Origin of the sequence: Pseudanabaena sp. FACHB-2040 (genome assembly GCF_014696715.1) — a bacterium.
In the GTDB taxonomy this organism is placed as follows: domain Bacteria; phylum Cyanobacteriota; class Cyanobacteriia; order Phormidesmidales; family Phormidesmidaceae; genus JACVSF01.
The window spans coordinates 12,583-30,590 of the sequence record NZ_JACJQO010000004.1; the positions used below are offsets into that span (position 1 = coordinate 12,583).

11 protein-coding genes and 1 pseudogene are annotated in these 18,008 nt (G+C 56.1%); 9 read left to right on the forward strand and 3 right to left on the reverse strand.

The window, feature by feature from the left end; all coding sequences use genetic code 11:
• Positions 1-29 precede the first annotated feature (29 nt).
• Entirely contained in the window at positions 30-1,427 is a 1,398-nt protein-coding gene (locus tag H6G13_RS03205; protein ID WP_190481739.1) for an ATP-binding protein, read from the forward strand.
• Here H6G13_RS03205 and H6G13_RS03210 read toward each other — a convergent pair.
• Together H6G13_RS03210 and H6G13_RS03215 are read right to left on the reverse strand one after the other, a co-directional pair.
• The gene (locus H6G13_RS03210; protein ID WP_206756506.1) at positions 1,407-4,910 is read right to left on the reverse strand and encodes a PAS domain-containing protein; all 3,504 of its coding nucleotides are present in this window, start codon (positions 4,908-4,910) and stop codon (positions 1,407-1,409) included. The two genes, H6G13_RS03205 and H6G13_RS03210, sit on opposite strands and share 21 nt — an antisense overlap.
• Before the next feature lie 250 nt (positions 4,911-5,160).
• Complete coding sequence (locus tag H6G13_RS03215) at positions 5,161-6,639, reverse strand: CoA-acylating methylmalonate-semialdehyde dehydrogenase (protein ID WP_190481741.1); 1,479 nt, start codon at positions 6,637-6,639, stop codon at positions 5,161-5,163.
• Positions 6,640-6,834: 195 nt separating this feature from the next.
• Between H6G13_RS03215 and H6G13_RS03220 the strand changes: the two genes are divergently transcribed.
• From H6G13_RS03220 to ahcY, 4 genes are all read left to right on the forward strand, one after another.
• Complete coding sequence (locus tag H6G13_RS03220) at positions 6,835-7,722, forward strand: class I SAM-dependent methyltransferase (protein ID WP_190481742.1); 888 nt, start codon at positions 6,835-6,837, stop codon at positions 7,720-7,722.
• A 272-nt stretch (positions 7,723-7,994) separates the two neighbouring features.
• Complete coding sequence (locus H6G13_RS03225; protein WP_242028127.1) at positions 7,995-9,131, forward strand: two-component regulator propeller domain-containing protein; 1,137 nt, start codon at positions 7,995-7,997, stop codon at positions 9,129-9,131.
• A 53-nt stretch (positions 9,132-9,184) separates the two neighbouring features.
• On the forward strand, positions 9,185-9,961 hold the full coding sequence (gene panB, locus H6G13_RS03230) for a 3-methyl-2-oxobutanoate hydroxymethyltransferase (RefSeq protein WP_190481842.1): 777 nt from the start codon (positions 9,185-9,187) through the stop codon (positions 9,959-9,961).
• 54 nt (positions 9,962-10,015) lie between these two features.
• Entirely contained in the window at positions 10,016-11,293 is a 1,278-nt protein-coding gene (ahcY, locus tag H6G13_RS03235; RefSeq protein WP_190481843.1) for an adenosylhomocysteinase, read from the forward strand.
• Between the two features lie 110 nt (positions 11,294-11,403).
• Here the strand turns inward: ahcY and H6G13_RS03240 are convergent, their stop codons facing one another.
• The gene (locus H6G13_RS03240; RefSeq protein WP_190481744.1) at positions 11,404-11,658 is read right to left on the reverse strand and encodes a TIGR03643 family protein; all 255 of its coding nucleotides are present in this window, start codon (positions 11,656-11,658) and stop codon (positions 11,404-11,406) included.
• Positions 11,659-11,757: 99 nt separating this feature from the next.
• Here H6G13_RS03240 and H6G13_RS03245 point away from each other — a divergent pair, with 99 nt between their 5' ends.
• From H6G13_RS03245 to H6G13_RS03260, 4 genes and pseudogenes are all read left to right on the forward strand, one after another.
• Complete coding sequence (locus H6G13_RS03245) at positions 11,758-12,690, forward strand: serine hydrolase (RefSeq protein ID WP_190481745.1); 933 nt, start codon at positions 11,758-11,760, stop codon at positions 12,688-12,690.
• Positions 12,691-13,041: 351 nt separating this feature from the next.
• Complete coding sequence (locus tag H6G13_RS03250) at positions 13,042-13,905, forward strand: hypothetical protein (RefSeq protein ID WP_190481746.1); 864 nt, start codon at positions 13,042-13,044, stop codon at positions 13,903-13,905.
• 98 nt (positions 13,906-14,003) lie between these two features.
• Positions 14,004-15,455 (forward strand): ATP-dependent DNA helicase RecQ, encoded by a 1,452-nt coding sequence (locus H6G13_RS03255; RefSeq protein WP_347277430.1) that lies wholly within the window; start codon positions 14,004-14,006, stop codon positions 15,453-15,455.
• Between the two features lie 156 nt (positions 15,456-15,611).
• Positions 15,612-17,999, forward strand: a pseudogene (locus H6G13_RS03260) (LAGLIDADG family homing endonuclease); the annotation flags it as partial.
• Positions 18,000-18,008: the final 9 nt, after the last annotated feature.

An 18,008-nucleotide genomic window follows, 5' to 3' on the forward strand; every position in this document is an offset into this window, starting at 1 on the left:
GGTCTTTGGCTGAGGTGTATTTGGAGCAAATGTCTGTAGCGCACGAAGGGAACTGGGGAGAAAAAGCGATCGCAACTAGCTTCGGCCTGATCCTGCTGCTGCTAGGGTGGGTAAGCTCAATTTCTTCTAAAAATACAACAGAGCTGGTAGACAGTACGGTTAGGGTGCAGCAGACCTATGAGATTTTGGTCAACCTGACTGATTTCTTTGCCGCGATGAACGTTGCCGAGTCGGGTCGCCGGGGCTACATCTTTACCGGCAAAGACGTTGAGCTAGAGCGCCATAGGCAGGCTATTCGCAGCCTACAGTCTGAGCTAAATCAGCTGCAGCTGCAGTTGCAGCCTGAGCCATTGCAGCTGCAGCGACTGCAGCGGCTAGAGAGCCTAACCCAAGAGCGTTTAATCCTGTTTCAGCAGTCGATTGATCTCTACCAGCAGGAGCGCTCGGCTACCCCGGCTCAAAACGCTTTGACCGACCGTAGTGTGCAGGTAAGAGGTCGTATCCAGGTCGTTTTAGCCGAAATCCAGAATGAAGAGAAGCAACATCTCAATGCCTCTCTAGCAGAATCCAAGAAGACCATTGAGCAGCGGTTCGTGTTGGAGCAGGCGGGCACTGCCCTGATCTTTGTTTTCTTTGGTGTGACTGTTTTTAGCCTCTATCAGGAGCGGCTGCGCCGTCAGCGGCTGCAAACCCTGGAACAGACTCTGGCTCAGGAGCGGGAGCTAAGCGAACTCAAGCTGCGCCTGTTTTCGATGGTTTCCCACGAGTTTCGCACTCCTTTGAGCGTGATTTTGGCTTCTTCCCAACTGCTGGGAGAAATTCTAGAAACTCAGATTGAGCCGAGCTACCTCAAGAATCTTGACCGCATTCAATCATCGGCCAAGCTGATGAACCAGCTGCTGACCGACATTTTGACGCTGACTCGGGCCGAGGCTGGCAATCTTGAGTTCAAGCCAGAATGGCTAGATATCGAAGCCTTCTGTTTGAACTTACTAGAAGATATCCAGTCGGCTAATCTGACTCAGCACCCTTTGAAGTTTGTTAGCCAGGACTGCTGTGGGCGGGTGTACCTAGATGAAAAGCTACTGTATTGGGTGCTCAGCAACCTGCTGCTAAATGCGATCAAATACTCGCCGCTCTATAGCCCGGTGCAGCTGACGTTGAGTTGCGATCGCAACGGCACCCGCTTTGAGGTTCGCGATTGGGGCATGGGCATTTTGGGAACCGATCAGGCCCAGATGTTTGACCCGTTTTACCGAGGTAAAAACGTTGAAGGGGTAACCGGGAGCGGGCTGGGTCTGGCCGTCGTGAAGGAGTGTCTAGAGCTGTTTGGCGGCACCATTAGCTGGACTAGCGATGTCGGCCAGGGCACCACGTTTTTTGTGCAGATTCCTCGGCTAGACTCCTTAAAGGGATCTTCCAGCTAAGCGGGCCAGCACCGTGAGCAGCTGAATCGGCTCAATGGGCTTGGGCACGTGCACGTCAAAGCCAGACTCAAGGGCCTGAATGCGATCGCTCTCACGGGCGTAGGCTGTCAGCGCCACAGCAGGCACCCGGCCCCCCTGCTCTAGCGGCAAAGCTCGAACTTTCTGAATTAGGCTGTAGCCATCTTCACCGGGCATGCCAATGTCGCTCAAGAGCACATCCGGCTGCATCACCGACACCAAATGCAGGGCTTCTTGGGCCGAACTGGTTACCGTTACCCCAACGCCATACTGCTCCAAAAACACCTGCAAGAAATCTCTAGCGTCGGCCTCATCTTCTACCGCCAGGATCTTCAGCCCCTCTAGGCTGAAGGGAACTTCTCGCCGCGTTTGTCGAGGCACCGACAGCCTATTCCAGTCTTTAGGAGCGGCCTCGACGGAGACCAGCGGCAGCTGCACCGAAAACGTCGATCCCTGCCCTAGACCCTCACTGGTAACCGAGACCGACCCTCCATGCAGCTCAGCTAAATTCCTCACAATTGCCAGGCCCAGGCCCAAACCCCCCTGTCTTCTGGCAGTTGTGGCATCGGCCTGACGAAAGCGCTCAAATACGTAGGGCAGAAAATCTGGGTCAATGCCTTGGCCAGTATCGCTGATTGTAATTTGGGCAAATTTTGCAGGCTGATTTAGCGAGCCAGAACCGGCCTTGTCAGTGGCTTGAGACGGTTCTCCACTAGCTGATGACCCAGGCCGCATGACCAAAGATAGCCCTACCTCAACTCGCCCATTTTCTGGGGTAAATTTCACTGCATTAGACAGCAGATTCCAGATGATTTGCTGCAGCCGGTCAGGGTCTGCCGAAATGCAGTCTGCCGCTGGGTCAAACTGGGCTGCAATTTGAATGGCTTTGCTGCTAGCGGCAGGGCCAATCGTGTCTAGAGCTGCTTCGATGATGGGGCTTAGACGGGTGGGGCGCAGATTAAGGCGAATGTGGCCCCGAATAATCCGCGAAATGTCGAGCAGATCTTCAATCAGCTGGGTTTGGGCTTGGGCATTGCGCTCAATGGAGCTGAGGGCTTTTTCAATCACGTCGGGGCTAAGCTGACGAGTTCGCAGCAAACGAGCCCACCCCAAAATGCCGTTGAGGGGCGATCGCAACTCATGGGAAACAATAGCTAAAAACTCATCCTTGGTGCGGCTAGCTCGCTCTAAGGCCAGTCGCGCTGCCCGCTCTCGCTCCAGCAGCTGAACCCGGTTCTCCATCGCCAGCTTTTGGTCGTGGATGTCGGTAGAGGAGCCAAACCACTTAATAACTTGGCCCACCTGGTTGAAGATGGGTAGGGCTTGTCCCAAGTGCCAGCGATAGGCTCCGTCGGCAGCCCGACGCAGGCGATATTCCATGTTAAATTCTGCTTCTTGCTGCAGAGACTGGTGCCAGGCAGTCAGGGTTCGTGGCTGGTCATCAGGATGAATGCAGTCAAGCCATCCATCTCCCTGCAGCTGCTCTAGGGATTTGCCGGTGTAGTCGTACCAGTGCTGGTTGAGGTACTCGTAATTGTTCTGTTGCGGCGAGTCGCCGGGTCGGATCACCCAAACCAACTGCGGCAGGGTCTCTGCTAGGGTGCGGAACATTGACTCGCTGTGGCGCAGAGCTTCGGCCTGCTGCTTTTGCTGAGTTAGATCTAGCACGAAGCAGGCGTACTCATCTTCAGTTCCCGCCAGCAGCGTAAAGCCGATCAAAATCGGCACTCGGCTACCGTCTTTACGGATGTATTCCTTCTCAAAGGGGGCGCAAACGCCTCGGCGCTGCAGTTCTGCAGTGGCCTGTTCATCTAGATAGACGTACTCAGGAGGCGTGATGTCGTGCCAACTCAGCTGGGTGAGCTCGGATTGGCTGTAGCCGACCAGCTGAAGAAATGCCTGGTTGGCCTCTACAAACTGGCCCGTTGAGTTGGAGAAGACAATGCCAATGAGGTTGGAGGCTACGAGCTGATGCGATCGCGCCTCGCTGCGGCGCAGGGCCGCTTCTGCCTGCTGACGCTCTGCCTCGCTGCGCTTGCGCTCGGTGACATCGAAGTTAACGCCGACCATCCGCAGGGGACGGCCCTGATCGTCGTAAAAGATTTTTGCTCGGGCATGGAGCCAGTGAATGCTGCCGTCTTTCCAGACCACGCGCCAGTCAGTAAAAAATTCACCTGTGACCAGCGCTTGCTGAACGTCGGCTTCGGCTTGAGCTAGATCTTCGGGGTGGACACACTGCCGCCAGCTTTCGTAGGAGCCTGCAAACTCGCCTGGTTGAAGGCCGTATAGGGCTTCTAGCTGGGGCGACCAGATGTTGGTGTTGGCTTGAATATTCCACTCAAAGCTGCCAATGCCGGCCGCAGTTTCGGCTAAATCGAGCCGCTCCTGCTTCTGGCGCAGCGCATTTTCTATCTGCTGTCGTTCGGTGACATCAAGAAAGGCCCCAATCACACCGCAAACCGCGCCGGTTTCGTTGAGTAGCGGCACCGCTCTGCCGTGGAGAAAGCAAACATCGCCATTCTCAAAGACAAATTCATAGTCGTCTTCCTCAGCCTGCCCGCTTCTGCCCACACGCTGCATCAGCAGATCTGCAGGCGGGATCTCTTGCCCCTGGCGCTGAATAGTGAACTGAAAGGGATAGCTTTGATCCCTAGGGGTTGCCGTCATGGTCAAGCCTTCTGGGCGACGCATGATCTGGTGAGCAGTGCGGTTAGCGGTGACAGTATGGCACTGCGGATCGTGGGCAATCCAAACGCCTACAGGCACTGCCTCCATAAAGGCTTCTAGCTCGTGGGCCTGGGCTTTGGCACGGGCCTCGCTCTGGCTCAGAATTTCTTGATGACGCTTTTGAGCCTCAATGTCGGTAATGGTGCCCACCCAGCCAGAAACGGCAGACCCGCTCTCTCGCAGGGGTAAACCTCGATTGATAAACCAGCGGTATGCGCCATCGTGACGGTGAAGGCGATGCTCGATCTCAAAGGTGTCTCCAGCAGCTACGGCCTGGTTCCAACGTTGCAGCGTGCGATCGCGATCTTCCGGGTGGACAGCGTTGGAACCAGCTATTCCCATTGACTCAGCCTGGCTTAAGCCGGTGTAGTCGTACCAGTACTGATTAAAATAGTTGACTGCGCCCGTTTCATCGGCTGCCCAGACAATCTGAGGCATGGCCTCCATCAGGGTGCGAGAGCGATACTCACTTGCCTGCAGCTGCTGATTTGCGTCCATCAGCAGATCATTAAGGTAGAGTAGCTTTTGGTCGGGCTGGCGCTGAGCTCGCTCTGCCTTGACCTGCCCCTGTCTGGCTAAAAGAAAGGCCGCAACGCTCGCCAGAATGACTCCCAGCGGCGTGAGCCAGGGAAATGCTGCCGGTTGGACCCAATGAATCAGAACCAGGGTGTGGGCTAGAAAGAGTAGCAGTAGGCCGCCTAGCAGCGTTGGAGAGGGGTTGCGGGCCATAAGGTGCATGGAAGCAACGCAGTAGGTTTAACTAGCAATCTTGGCCAAAAACCGGGGCATACCGGATTATCCAGTCCCGATGCTAACCGAATTAGAAGGAAGACTGCTTCCAACTTAACCGATGTATATCCTCCCTCTAACAGAATAAGGTGTCTACCTTAAGAAAGAGGTTTGCCGCCAACATCCGTTGCAAATGGGCGCTTAATTCTAGCCAGTATACCCACTCTGGCTAAGCTATACCCTTGCTTCAGCTAGGACTTCAAAATTGGCGGGACCACTCCTTGGGCCAGCGCTCGACCACAACTTTGGTTTGGGTGAAGAACTCGATAGCGTGGTGGCCCTGCCCGTGGAGATCGCCAAAAAAGCTTTCTTTCCAGCCGCTAAATGGAAAGAAGGCCATTGGAGCTGCCACCCCAATGTTGATCCCGATGTTGCCAGCTTCGGCCTCGTAGCGAAACTTACGGGCTGCTGCGCCGCTGTTGGTAAACAGGCAGGCCATATTGCCCCAAGGGCTGCGGTTGACTAGTGCGATCGCATCGTCAATCGTCTCGACATGCATCAGCCCCAGCACTGGGCCAAAGATCTCGGTGCGGGCAATTTCGCCCTCTGGCGGCACGTCTTGCAGCAGAGTCGGCCGCACGAAGTTGCCCTTTTCTAACCCAGGAATCGTGGGGCTGCGGCCATCTACCAGCACGGTTGCCCCTTCCTCCACACCCTGCTGGATCAGCGCCTCAATTCGCTCTCGGCTGGCAGCAGTAATCACCGGCCCCATCTGCACTCCGGTATCGAGGCCATTGCCGACTATGCGACTGGCAGCGGTATTTGCGATCGCGTCTGTAAACGGCTCCTTGGCCTCTCCCACCGTCACCGCCAGCGATGCCGCTAGGCAACGCTGCCCAGCACAGCCAAAGGCACTGTCGGCAGCAATACGGGTTGTCATCTCCATATCGGCATCGGGCAGCACGATAATCGGATTTTTGGCCCCACCCTGACACTGCACTCGCTTGCCGTGGGCCGCCGCCTGGCTGTAGATGTAGCGAGCCACCGGAGACGACCCAACAAAGCTAATCGCCCGGATCACTGGGTGCTGCAAAATGGCGTCTACCGCCTCCTTTGCCCCATTGACCAAGTTGACTACCCCCGGCGGAAACCCCGCCTGATCGATCAGCTCAAAGATCTTCTGCATGGTCAGGGGCACCTTTTCCGACGGCTTGACAAGGTAGGTGTTGCCGCAGGCCAGGGCGTAGGGCATAAACCAAAACGGAATCATCGCCGGAAAGTTAAAGGGCGCAATCACCGCCGCCACCCCCAGCGGCTGGCGAATCATAAATTCATCAATGCCTCGAGCAATATCCTCCGACACCGTTCCCTGCATCAGAATTGGAATGCCGCAGGCCACCTCCACGTTTTCAATCGCCCGCTGCAGCTCCCCCCGCGACTCCGCCAGAGTCTTGCCACACTCCTGGGTCACTAGCTGGGCCAGAGCCTCCTGGTTAGCCTCTAGCAGGCCCTTGAGTTTAAAGAGATACTGCACCCGCTCCATAGGCGGCACTCGCCGCCACTCCCGGTAAGCGCTGGCAGCTGCTTGGGCCGCCTGATCGACCTCGGCCACTGGCGACAGCGGCACCGTCGCCAAAACATCTGCTGTCGCCGGATTGTCAACAGGAATCTGCTCCTGGGCGCTGGAGAGGCACCACTGACCGTTGATGTAGTTTTTTAGAAGACTGCTTTGACCCATGCCAAGACCTGTGCTGCTGTCTTCTAGTGAACCACACCTAGAGGAGTCCCCGCGTCTCTATGGCTAACCCAGCCTTCTGCAAACTAGACCACAGGCAATTTCCGCGGGCCAGACTAAAATGCCACACTAGAATGACAGAAGCCCTGTGCTCGGCTGGATCTCCTAACCTCACCCACGCTTTCAGCAGGTTTTTTGATGGCAACTCGCAAAGACACCCTGTTTGAACAGTTTCTGGCTCCTATCTTCAGCCGCTTGCTAGATCGGGAAGCCTTGCTGCGCTACCGCAACAGTATCGACTGGCAGGCGGCTACAGCCGCACTGCAAAACCCTCAGGTGGCCTACCCTAACTATTACCAGACAGCTCATTTTCACGGTATTGAGGGTGGCTACTTAACCCCTGATGCCGCAGTTACCTACGACCCCATCACCCAGCACGTGTTGCCTCCGGGAGAAAACTGGGTGCGGGAGCACGCAGTAAAGACCCTACAGGGCACGCCCCGGCGAATCCTCGATCTGGGCTGCGGCACCGGCTCTACCACGCTGATGCTGAAGCAGACCTTTCCCACCTCTGAGGTGATTGGGCTAGATCTCTCGCCCCACATGCTGGTTGTGGCCCAAGATAAGGCACAACAGGCCGGACTGGCTGTTCAGTTTATCCACGGTAACGCAATGGAGACGGGCCTTCCCCCCGCCTCATTTGATGTGGTGACAGCCTCGCTGCTGTTCCATGAAACGCCCACGGAAGTTGCCTGCACGATCTTAAAAGAGGCTTTTCGCCTGCTCACGGCGGGGGGACAAGTCATGATTTTAGATGGCAACCAGCACACGCTGCGGCGGGCCGACTGGCTCACTAATATCTTTGAGGAGCCGTATATTCAGGACTATGCCCGAGGCAGCGTTGATGCCTGGATGGGGGCTGCTGGTTTTGAGGCGGTGCAGACCGAAGATTTTTGGTGGCTACATCAGATTAGCCGAGCCCAGAAGCCGCTACCGGCCGGGATCAGTGTGGTTAGTCAGTCTGGGGTCGAGGCCACCTGGAACGATGGTTTCAGCGCCGGATCGTCTGCGCCCATGCCTGCCTGATGGGGCCTGTTAAGCTGACACAGCTCGAAAAGAGCCTCACGTAGGTTGGGTTGAGCCTGCGAAACCCGACATTAGACGGGCTGTTGGGTCACGCTGCGCTTGACGCCAACCTACTGCCAAGTTTGGGTTGGCTGCTGACTGCTGTAAAAACCTGGAGACTAGCGATCCCTTTTTCCCCGCGCTCATTATACTTTGGACACTCAGGGGCTTCTGTCTTGATAAGTCCTGATGTGTTGAGGAGTGGTAAGGGGAGTGCGATGACAAGGAATACCTTGAAGCAAGCGAACAAACTAAAGGCTGTGCGGGGACAGGCGGCTTGGTCAATTTCGGCGCGATGGCTGCTCTCGTTAAGTGGTCTTTTGGGTCTGCTAAGTTGGGGACTGCTGGCGGCTGCTAAGGCCGTTGAGCCGAGCGCCAGCCCTACCTCTACAGCGGCAACTTCGCTATTGGCCCAAGTCTCTGCGGTGGATGCGCCATCTTCTGTACCCCCAAGCGAGGCCCCCATCCTGCCCAATCCGGCAGCTGACTACCGGGTGCCTGCGCTCCAGCCCGACTTCACAGGTAGCCTTTGGATCGGCTCCTGGCAGGGGCTTTCTCGCATTAACCCGGAAACTGGGCAGGTGCAGGCGCGGGTCAACGTTCCCAGCCGCACTATTGGGTCGCTGGCCCAAGACCGAGTAGGCCGCATCTGGCTCGGCACCTATGAAGGGCTGGTGCGAGTCGATCCGCGCACTAACGAAATTACGGCTCAAAACTTCCGACTGCCCTCGCGTCGGGTGCTGTCGCTGCTGATTGACACGCGTGGCTTTCTCTGGGCTGGAACTGATGAGGGGTTAGCCATGATTAGCCCCGATCGCGGTCTGCTGATGACTACCGTGAGGGATCTGCCCGGCGTCAGCGCCAACGCTCTGGCCTTAGACAACCGAGGCTTCCTTTGGGTCGGCACCCTCAATGGCCTGGTAGAAGTCGATACGGCCAGTGGCTTCCCCCGCCGCCAGATCACGGGGCTACCGGGTCAAACCGTGCAAACTCTAGCTGTAGATGACCAGGGCCTGCTCTGGGCTGGTACCCCCAATGCCCTGCTGGTGGTTGATCCTGCTACTGGGCAGCTGCTGCGCTCAGTGACAGTGATGCGCGATCGCAACGTCCTCTCTGTCGCCTTCGACCGCTCCAGCAGCGTTTGGGTTGGCACCAGCAGCGGCCTATTCAGGCTTAACCCTCTCACTGGCGCAGTACTGGGCCAAGTGCCCAACCTCCCCTCAGGCCGAGTCTTGGCTGTGGCCCCCAATGTGGGCAACAAAGTCTGGGTTGGCACCAGCGAAGGACTGGCCTGGGTCAGCCTGACTACAGGGGCAGCGACACCCCATTTTGGGTTTGTCAGTCCAACGGTGTTGGACGTGAGGCGGTAGGAGCATCCCCTTGCTTTGCTATGCTGGCAACCATACCCCTATTTCGAGGGAAAATGGCTGTCGGCGTTCACCAGTTTAGGCAGTGGAAACGGGAGGGTCGCCCGGTTGCGGTTTTGACGGCCTGGGACTACATTTCGGCGCAGATTGCTGACCAGGCTGGGGCTGATGTGGTGCTGGTAGGAGACTCGCTAGCAATGGTGGCCTTGGGCTATGAGACGACCCTACCCCTGACCCTGGAGGAGATGCTGTACCATGCGCGGGCGGTGCGGCGCGGCGTCAAGCGGGCGCTGGTGGTCGTAGATCTGCCGTTCTTGAGCTACCAAATTAGTGTTGAAGATGCCTTGCGTTCGGCGGGGCGGGCGCTGCAAGAGGCTGGTGCTCAAGCGGTGAAGCTGGAGGGGGGGCACCCGGCGCTGCTGGAGACAGTTGAGCGTTTGGTGCAGTGCGGTATGCCAGTGATGGGCCATGTGGGTCTAACGCCGCAGTCGGTTAACCAATTCGGCGGCTTTCGCCAGCAGGGCAAGTCGCCTGAGGAGGCAGAGCGGATTTTTGCAGAAGCGATCGCACTTGAAAAGGCGGGCGCATTTTCGATAGTGCTGGAGCATATTCCGGCGGCGCTGGCTCAGAGGATCACTGAGGCGATTGGTATCCCCACGATCGGCATTGGTGCTGGGGCCGCCTGCGATGGGCAGGTGCTGGTCACGACCGATGTCTTGGGGCTCTCTACTTGGCAGCCGCCCTTTGCTCGGGTCTACACCAACCTGCGGGAACAGGCCATAGCCGCGGCTCGGCAGTTCTGTGAGGATGTGCAACAGCGGCAGTTCCCCTAGAAATATCCGTTAAGCTATGAAGGCAACTTAAGCCATTCAAACCGTATTTATTCGATCATGACGACTTCCCTACAACTGAAATACGACATTAAAGATATTGCGCTGGCCCCCCAAGGGAAGCAGCGGATCGAGTGGGCCGGACGAGAAATGCCGGTGCTGCGCCTGATCCAAGAGCGCTTTGCCCAAGAAAAGCCCTTTGCCGGGATTCGGTTGGCGGCTTGCTGCCACGTCACGACTGAGACGGCTCACCTTGCGATCGCACTCAAAAACGGCGGTGCCGACGCAGTGCTCATTGCCAGCAACCCCCTCTCCACTCAAGACGATGTCGCTGCCAGCCTAGTGGCTGACTACGGCATTCCCGTCTTTGCCATCAAAGGGGAAGACAACGACACCTACCACCGCCATGTTCAAACCGCCCTCGATCACCGCCCCAATATCATCATTGATGACGGCAGCGACGTAGTGGCCACTCTCGTGCAGGAGCGCAAGCACCAGCTCGCCGACCTCCTTGGCACCACTGAGGAAACCACGACCGGCATTGTGCGCCTCAAGGCCATGTTCCGCGACGGCGTGCTCTCCTTCCCGGCGATGAACGTCAACGATGCCGACACCAAACACTTCTTCGACAACCGTTACGGCACCGGCCAATCCACCCTAGACGGCATTATCCGCGCTACCAACATTCTGTTGGCGGGTAAAAACATGGTAGTGGCTGGCTACGGCTGGTGCGGCAAGGGCACAGCACTGCGGGCTCGCGGTATGGGAGCCAACGTGATTGTGACTGAAATCGATCCGGTTCGCGCCATCGAAGCAGTGATGGATGGCTTCCGGGTGATGCCAATGGCGCAGGCAGCTGCCGTGGGCGACATCTTTGTTACCGTTACCGGCAACAAGCACGTCATTCGCCGTGAGCACTTCGAGACGATGAAAGATGGCGCAATCGTCTGCAACTCCGGCCACTTTGATATCGAAATCGATCTCAAGTCCCTCAAGGAGATGTCTTCTGAGGTCAAGCAGGTGCGCAACTTCACCGAGCAATACCGGCTGCAGAGCGGCAAATCGGTGATTGTTTTGGGCGAAGGTCGTCTGGTGAACCTAGCTGCTGCCGAAGGTCACCCCAGCGCCGTGATGGACATGAGCTTTGCCAACCAGGCACTGGCCTGCGAATACCTGGTGAAGAATAAGGGATCGCTAGAGCCGGGCATCCACTCGATCCCCACAGAGGTCGATCAGGAGATCGCTCGCCTCAAGCTGGTGGCAATGGGCATCGAGCTAGATACCCTTACGGCTGAGCAGGAGATCTACATCAACTCCTGGACTGCAGGCACCTAACCCAGGGCAAGTTAGCACCCGTAGGATGGGCAAAGGGCGCTAGCCCGTGCCCATCTTTCGCAGGCATATGCATGGATGGGCACGCTTTGCTTTGCCCATCCTACGGGGCTCTACCCTTTTTGGTTTTGCGAGCGGAATCGGCCTTCGACAAAGCCTCGCCGCTGCCGATGTTTTGTTTTGCGATCGCTAACCCGCTTGCGCCACAGACGAAAGCTTGAAGGCTTCATTTCCCGACGCATTAAGGCAATCACGTCCTTCTCCTGAAGGCCGAACTGCAGCTCAATCGCTTCAAAGGGCGTGCGGTCCTCCCAGGCCATTTCAATAACGCGATTGACGGTTTCTAGATCTAAGTTGGGCTGCTTCATGTTTTGTGGCCGACGTGAATGAAAACAGTGAAATGAAAATGGTGAGACGTCCTATGCTGGGCTATGGGGCAATCCCACAGCAGCATCTCGGTAATCGCTATGACTTTCTTTACGGCTGACGCCACCCTGGAGCAAACCCTCAAGTCCGTTCTAGAACAAACCTGGACAGCGTTTCCAGCCCTGGCTCAGAATCAAGTTGCGATCACCTGGATTGTTTACGATTCTCCCTACATCGTAAATACAGGCGGTGCGCTTAGCCCAGAGGCCTTTTGGCAGAACCAACCGCGTGGAGCTAGTTATCGGGGCGTGGAGCGAATCTATCCGGCCAGTGTCGTTAAGCTGTTTTATTTAATAGCGGTACATGAGTGGCTAGAGCAGGGCATGATCTCACCATCGAGCGAGCTAGAGCGAGCCACTCGGGACATGATTGTAGACTCTAGCAACGACGCGACGGGTTTAGTCGTCGATATTTTGACCGGCACGACCAGTGGGCCAGAGCTGCCGACAGGCCCTTTCCAAACCTGGCAGCAGCAGCGCAACATCGTCAATCGCTACTTTCAAGCGCTGCAGTGGCCGGAACTGGCGACTGTCAATATCAACCAAAAGACTTGGTGCGACGGCCCCTACGGCCGGGAGCGAGATTTTTTGGGCGCACTGTACGAAAACCGCAATATGCTGACGACCAATGCTGTAGCCCGGCTGCTGCACAGCATTGTGGGCGGCGTGTCGGTGACGGCGGTGCGATCGCAAGCCATGATGGCCCTTATGCAGCGCAGCCTGCTCCCAGAAGATTTAGCTGCTGATCCCGAAAATCAAGTCAAGGGCTTTTTGGGAGAAGGTTTGCCTCAGGCTGCAAAGCTCTGGTCAAAGGCTGGGTTAACCAGTCAGGTACGCCACGATGCTGCCTACATCGAAATTCCAAACGTAAAACCCTACCTCTTGATTGTCTTTACTGAAGGCAAAGCCCACAGCAATAACGAAGCTATTCTGCCATTTATCTCTCAAACTGTCTGTCAGGCAATGATGCTTTAACGCTATCCAAGCTGCTATTGATGCCTAGGCCACAATGCCGATGTTGATGAGCAAGAAAAATCGCTTAAATCTGCCCTAAGTTCAATTGCGGGATTATAAGCTCAGCAATAAACTCAGCTTAAATTCTTGAAAATCGTTGAAAACTGACCATCTAGGCCAAATTGCTGTCTAGCATTCGAACAGGGGTGGTAGAATCTCAAGCAATTTCATAAATCAGTCAAGAAAGCACTATTTATGTCTTTCCCGATCTCCTTCGAGACGGTAGCATCAAGACACAAGCTGCTGCTTGAATACAGTTGGTGTTCCACGTAAAAGTAGACACAATTTGAAATGTGAGGAGTGAACATAGACATGACACTTATTAAGCGTGTCTCTCTATTGATGGGTTTGGCCGTTGCTGCAACCATCGGTGTTGGCCTGCCTGCTTTTGCTGATATTACTGAAGCTCAAGACATTAACGCTGTCCTTGAGTCTGAATCTGAAATCATCAACATTGCCTTTGATACCGAACTAGACCTGCCTGTTGCCGGCAGCCAGGCAGAAACCGTTGCTTCAGACTCTGAGGAGGTTGCGGTTGAGGAAACTGAAGAGGCTCCTCTAGCCTCTGAGGCTGAAGCCGATGAAGACATCGCAGAGAGCATTGAGGCAGTTGATGATGCAGCCTCTGCAGAAACTTCTGCTGACTTGCTAGCAGAACCGGAAGCGGCTGTGCCTGCCTCTATCACTGAGGTTCTAGAGTCTGCTTCTGTAGAAATGGCTTCCGACTCAGACAGTGAGTGGATTGCTCAAGCGACTGCTCCTACTTTCCAGGGAGTTTCCGGATCTTATTTAGGAGTAGGCGGCAACCTGGGCATTGGCGACAACAGCCCACTCAGTGACTTTGGCTTTGCTGTGATCAGCAAGTTCTCCTTCGGCCCCCGCTTCTCGGTGCGGCCTTCAGCCATCATTGCTGAGAGCGGCGTGTCTTTCTCCATTCCTGTCACCTACAACTTCAATACCACTGAGGTTGGTGGAGTTGGCTTCCAGCCCTATCTTGGTGTCGGGGCCGATATTCCCACTAATGGCAGCGTGGCGCTCTTACTAGATGCGGGTGTCGATGTTCCCATCTCTCCTCAATTCACGCTCAATGCGACCTCTCTCTTTCGAGTGACCAGCGGTTTTGGTATGGGCATTATCGTGGGGGTTGGCTACAACTTCCCCGGCCTATTTGACTAGGTTCTAGACGTTAAGCCTGACACCTTAATGAAGAGGAGCCTGTATAGGCTCCTCTTTGTTTTTGGGCACGCTGATCTGGCCGATCAGGGTCTACTACTGTGCAGTTATCACCGCCTATTGCTTGGGAGCAGGTGCTCAGCGAGTTTCAACGGATTTGGGGCTATTCTGGCTTTCGTTCGCCCCAAGATGACATTGTCAAAGCCCTGCTAGAGCAGCGAGACACGCTGGTGATCATGCCAACCGGTGGCGGCAAGTCAATTTGCTTTCAGCTACCGGCCCTGCTGCAGTCGGGCCTGACGCTAGTGGTTTCTCCTTTAGTTGCGCTAATGGAGAACCAGGTCGAGGAACTGCGCCAGCACGATCTGCCTGCTGCTACGCTGCACAGTCAAATGCTGCCGCATCTACGACGCAACGTCCTCAAGCGGATTGAACATCAGACCCTCCGACTGCTGTACCTATCGCCAGAAACGCTGTTGAGCCCACCTGTTTGGGATCGCATCAGCCAGCCGCAAATTCGCATCAATGGTCTGATTCTGGATGAAGCGCATTGCTTAGTGCAATGGGGTGAAACGTTTCGGCCTGCTTACCGCCGCCTAGGGGCAGTGCGACCTGCTTTGCTAGCTAACCGCCCTGTCGGAACCTCTCTGCCCATTGCCGCCTTTACGGCCACCGCTGACCCTGTAGCGCAAAAGATTCTCAGAGACGTCCTCCAGCTGCAGGCTCCAACTGTAGTAAGGCTCAACCCCCATCGAGCAAATCTGCATCTGTCGGTGCGGGTGGCGCTGACGGTGCGCGATCGCAAACTCACCCTTAAGCGCTACCTGCAAACCCACCCTAATCAACCTGGTCTGGTCTATGTGCGAACCCGCAAAGACAGCGAAGAGCTAGCCGATTGGCTGAGACAGGTGGGCTTTCGCGTTGCCCCCTACCATGCTGGACTGGGGCCAACTGAGCGACGGCAAATCGAGGCTGATTGGACAGCAGATCGGCTTCAATTTGTGGTTTGTACGAGCGCTTTCGGGGTTGGGATCAACAAACCGAACACGCGCTGGGTCATCCATTACCAGGCTCCCTGCCTGATTACAGAATATGTGCAGGAGGTGGGTCGGGCTGGAAGGGACGGCAAACCTGCTGAGGCACTGACTCTGGTGAGTGAGCCAACGGGCTGGCTCGATGGCAGCGATCGACAGCGCGCCCAATTCTTTGAGACCCAGACCCAGACCCTACAGCAAAAAGCGCAGCAGCTCATTGGCAAGATTCCCAAAGAGGGCGATGTGCGAGAGGTGAGCCAGCAGTTTAAGGAGGGTGCGATCGCACTCTCCTGGCTGCACAGCAGTGGTCAACTGCAGTGGCAAGACCCCTTTCACTATCGGCTGAATCCTACAGGGAGTGCTAAATCCCTGCCTCAACAGGCGGCTGCCCAGCAGATGCACCAGTTTCTTCACAGCCGTAGCTGTCGCTGGAAATCCCTGCTCGACCAATTTGGCTTTCGCACTGAGGCCCAGAAGATGGGGAAATGCGGCCATTGTGACAACTGCCGCCGTTCCTAAAAGTAGTTCCTCGGCTCAGAAGCGCCTTTAACCTCGCTGTAATCCTAGGGACGAGCAGCTTCCTAGTGTTGCCTCGACTTGATTGACACCACATACAGGGGTGTGTCAATCTGTTGGTGTTTTTCTCTTCACTTTGGAACCCTGAGGGTATGTGAAATGGTTCAGGAACTCCCCCGTGCCCAGCAGAAGACTTTTCCCGATAGCGCACCTGCAGCCTATCCGGTGTTTTACCGTACCTACAGCCGCCGGGGTGAAGTGACCGAGGGGGAGCGGGAGACCTGGGAACAGGTGTGCGATCGCACTCTAGCGGGCCTGAGCGAGCTAGGCAACCTCACTGAAGCCGAGCAGCAGCTGATCCGCCGCATGCAGCATGAGCTAAAAGCTCTGCCTTCGGGGCGCTGGCTGTGGGTCGGCGGCACCGCTTGGAGCAAACAGCCCGAAAACTTCTCAGGAGCCTACAACTGCACCAGCACCAACGTCACCGACTGGCGCGCCTTTGGCCTGATGATGGATCTGGCCATGATGGGCTGCGGCACCGGAGCGGTACTAGAGCCCAAGTACATCAGTCAGCTGCCTACGATCCGCAATTCCCTAAAGGTATCGCTGCAGGGCGGGCTCGGCGAAACGCCAGCAGGCCAGCGCAAGGAAATCACTAAGATCAGCGTTGACGGTAACCAGGTTTTGATTCGCGTTGGCGACAGCCGCCAGGGCTGGGTACAGTCTTACCAGGGGCTGCTGGAGCTGTGCAGCGATGAGCGATTTACCGGAGAAGTCGAAGTCACCGTTGATCTCAGTGACGTGCGCCCCGCTGGAGAAAAGCTAAAAGGCTTTGGCGGCATGGCCAACCCCATCCGCCTGCCGGGGCTTTACGAGCGCTGCGCCAACATTCTCAACAAAGCCGTAGGCCGCCAGCTCAACTCCGTCGAGTGCTGCCTGCTAATTGACGAAGCTGCCGCCTGCGTTGTGGCCGGAAACATTCGTCGCTGCCTGCCTGAAGATGCCTTGGTGCACACTACTCACGGATTGGTTCCGATCAAAGATGTTCAGATTGGAGATTGGGTACAGACGCCTATTGGATTCCGTCGAGTGGTCAACAAGTTTGATCAGGGTATCCAAGATGTGTACGAGATTGAGACCAACGCCACGCTGCCCAGAGCCACGCTGAATCACCGTATGGCAGTGCTGGCCGATGCGAAAGGACAAATTGCTTGGAAGCGCGTCGGCGAGCTGGCAGTGGGTGATCGCCTGCTGCACAGCACCCAGGTTCTTCCTGGAACGATCACCACGCTACCTGCTGACTTTACAGCAGAGCGGCCTGACCAAAGCCGCACCGCTAAAGGCTTGACCATCCCTGCCTTGACTGCCGATGTGGCTTGGTTAATTGGCTACACTCACGGAGACGGGTATGTCGCTCTAGGACGCAACAAGCACGGCAAGCCCTATGGCCGCGTCGAGTGGGCGATGAACAGTATGGATACTGCTGTAACTGCTCGACTACAGCAGCAGCTAGACCGAGTGTTGGCTCTGTTTGGCTTGACTGCAACCCACGGTACGGTGAATGGAGAGAACACAGCTAAATCAGTGTGTTCCTCGATTAGGCTAGCTGAGTATTTCTACCGCCACATCAAACAGCCGAGCCAGCCTCTGACAGTACCTTCTTTTATTCTGCAAGGCTCAGTAGAGGTTCGGGCAGCATATCTGGCGGGACTGGTGGATAGCGATGGTGCGGTGAACAACAGGCCGCCTCATCTGGTAACGACTGTCTATCCCACCTTTGCTCGGCAGGTCAGTGCGGTACTCTCCAGCCTAGGAGTTGCTGGAAGACTCCTGCTAGTGCGCCCTCAAATAGAGACCTGGCGGGTTAAATACAACGTCACTCTGCCTGCTCTCAAGGGCCAGTACAACAGCCTGATTGCTCCTTACTCGGTAAAAGGAGAGCTGCGCCAAGGGCTGAAGATGCGCGGCTTTACCGTGCCCGGCACCCTCATGCGCGAGGTCTACGCCTACAGCGAAATGCGGGAAATGGGCTTCGAGGGTTCGCGTCAGGTAGATGCCAACTACGAGCGCTACCGGGCCGAATCAGACATTAACCTAGATATTCCAGTCACCTTTAAGGGAACTGGCAGCTATAACTGTATCCAGACTTACGACATAGAGGTAGACGAAGCTCACTGCTTCTACTGTGATGGGTACCTAACCCATAACAGTGCAGGCATGCGTCAGTTCGATAGCAATGATGAACTGGCGGCCTCGGCTAAGGACAACCTTTGGCAGCAGGACGAAAGTGGCAACTGGCGAATCGACCCCGAGCGTGATGTGCTGCGGATGGCCAACCACACCCGTGTCGTCCATCAAAAGCTCTCCCTAGAGGAAGTTACCGATGCAGTTCGGAAACAATTTTATTCCGGTGAAGGAGCGGTGCAGTGGGCCGGTGAAGCCATTGCCCGTTCTAATGCAGATTTGCTCAACAGTCGTGAGAAAAAGGAGGTGTTTTTAAGGCTGTACCGTGAGTCCGAAGAAAAAGCTAGAGCCTATCTTAAAGAGCTTCTGATT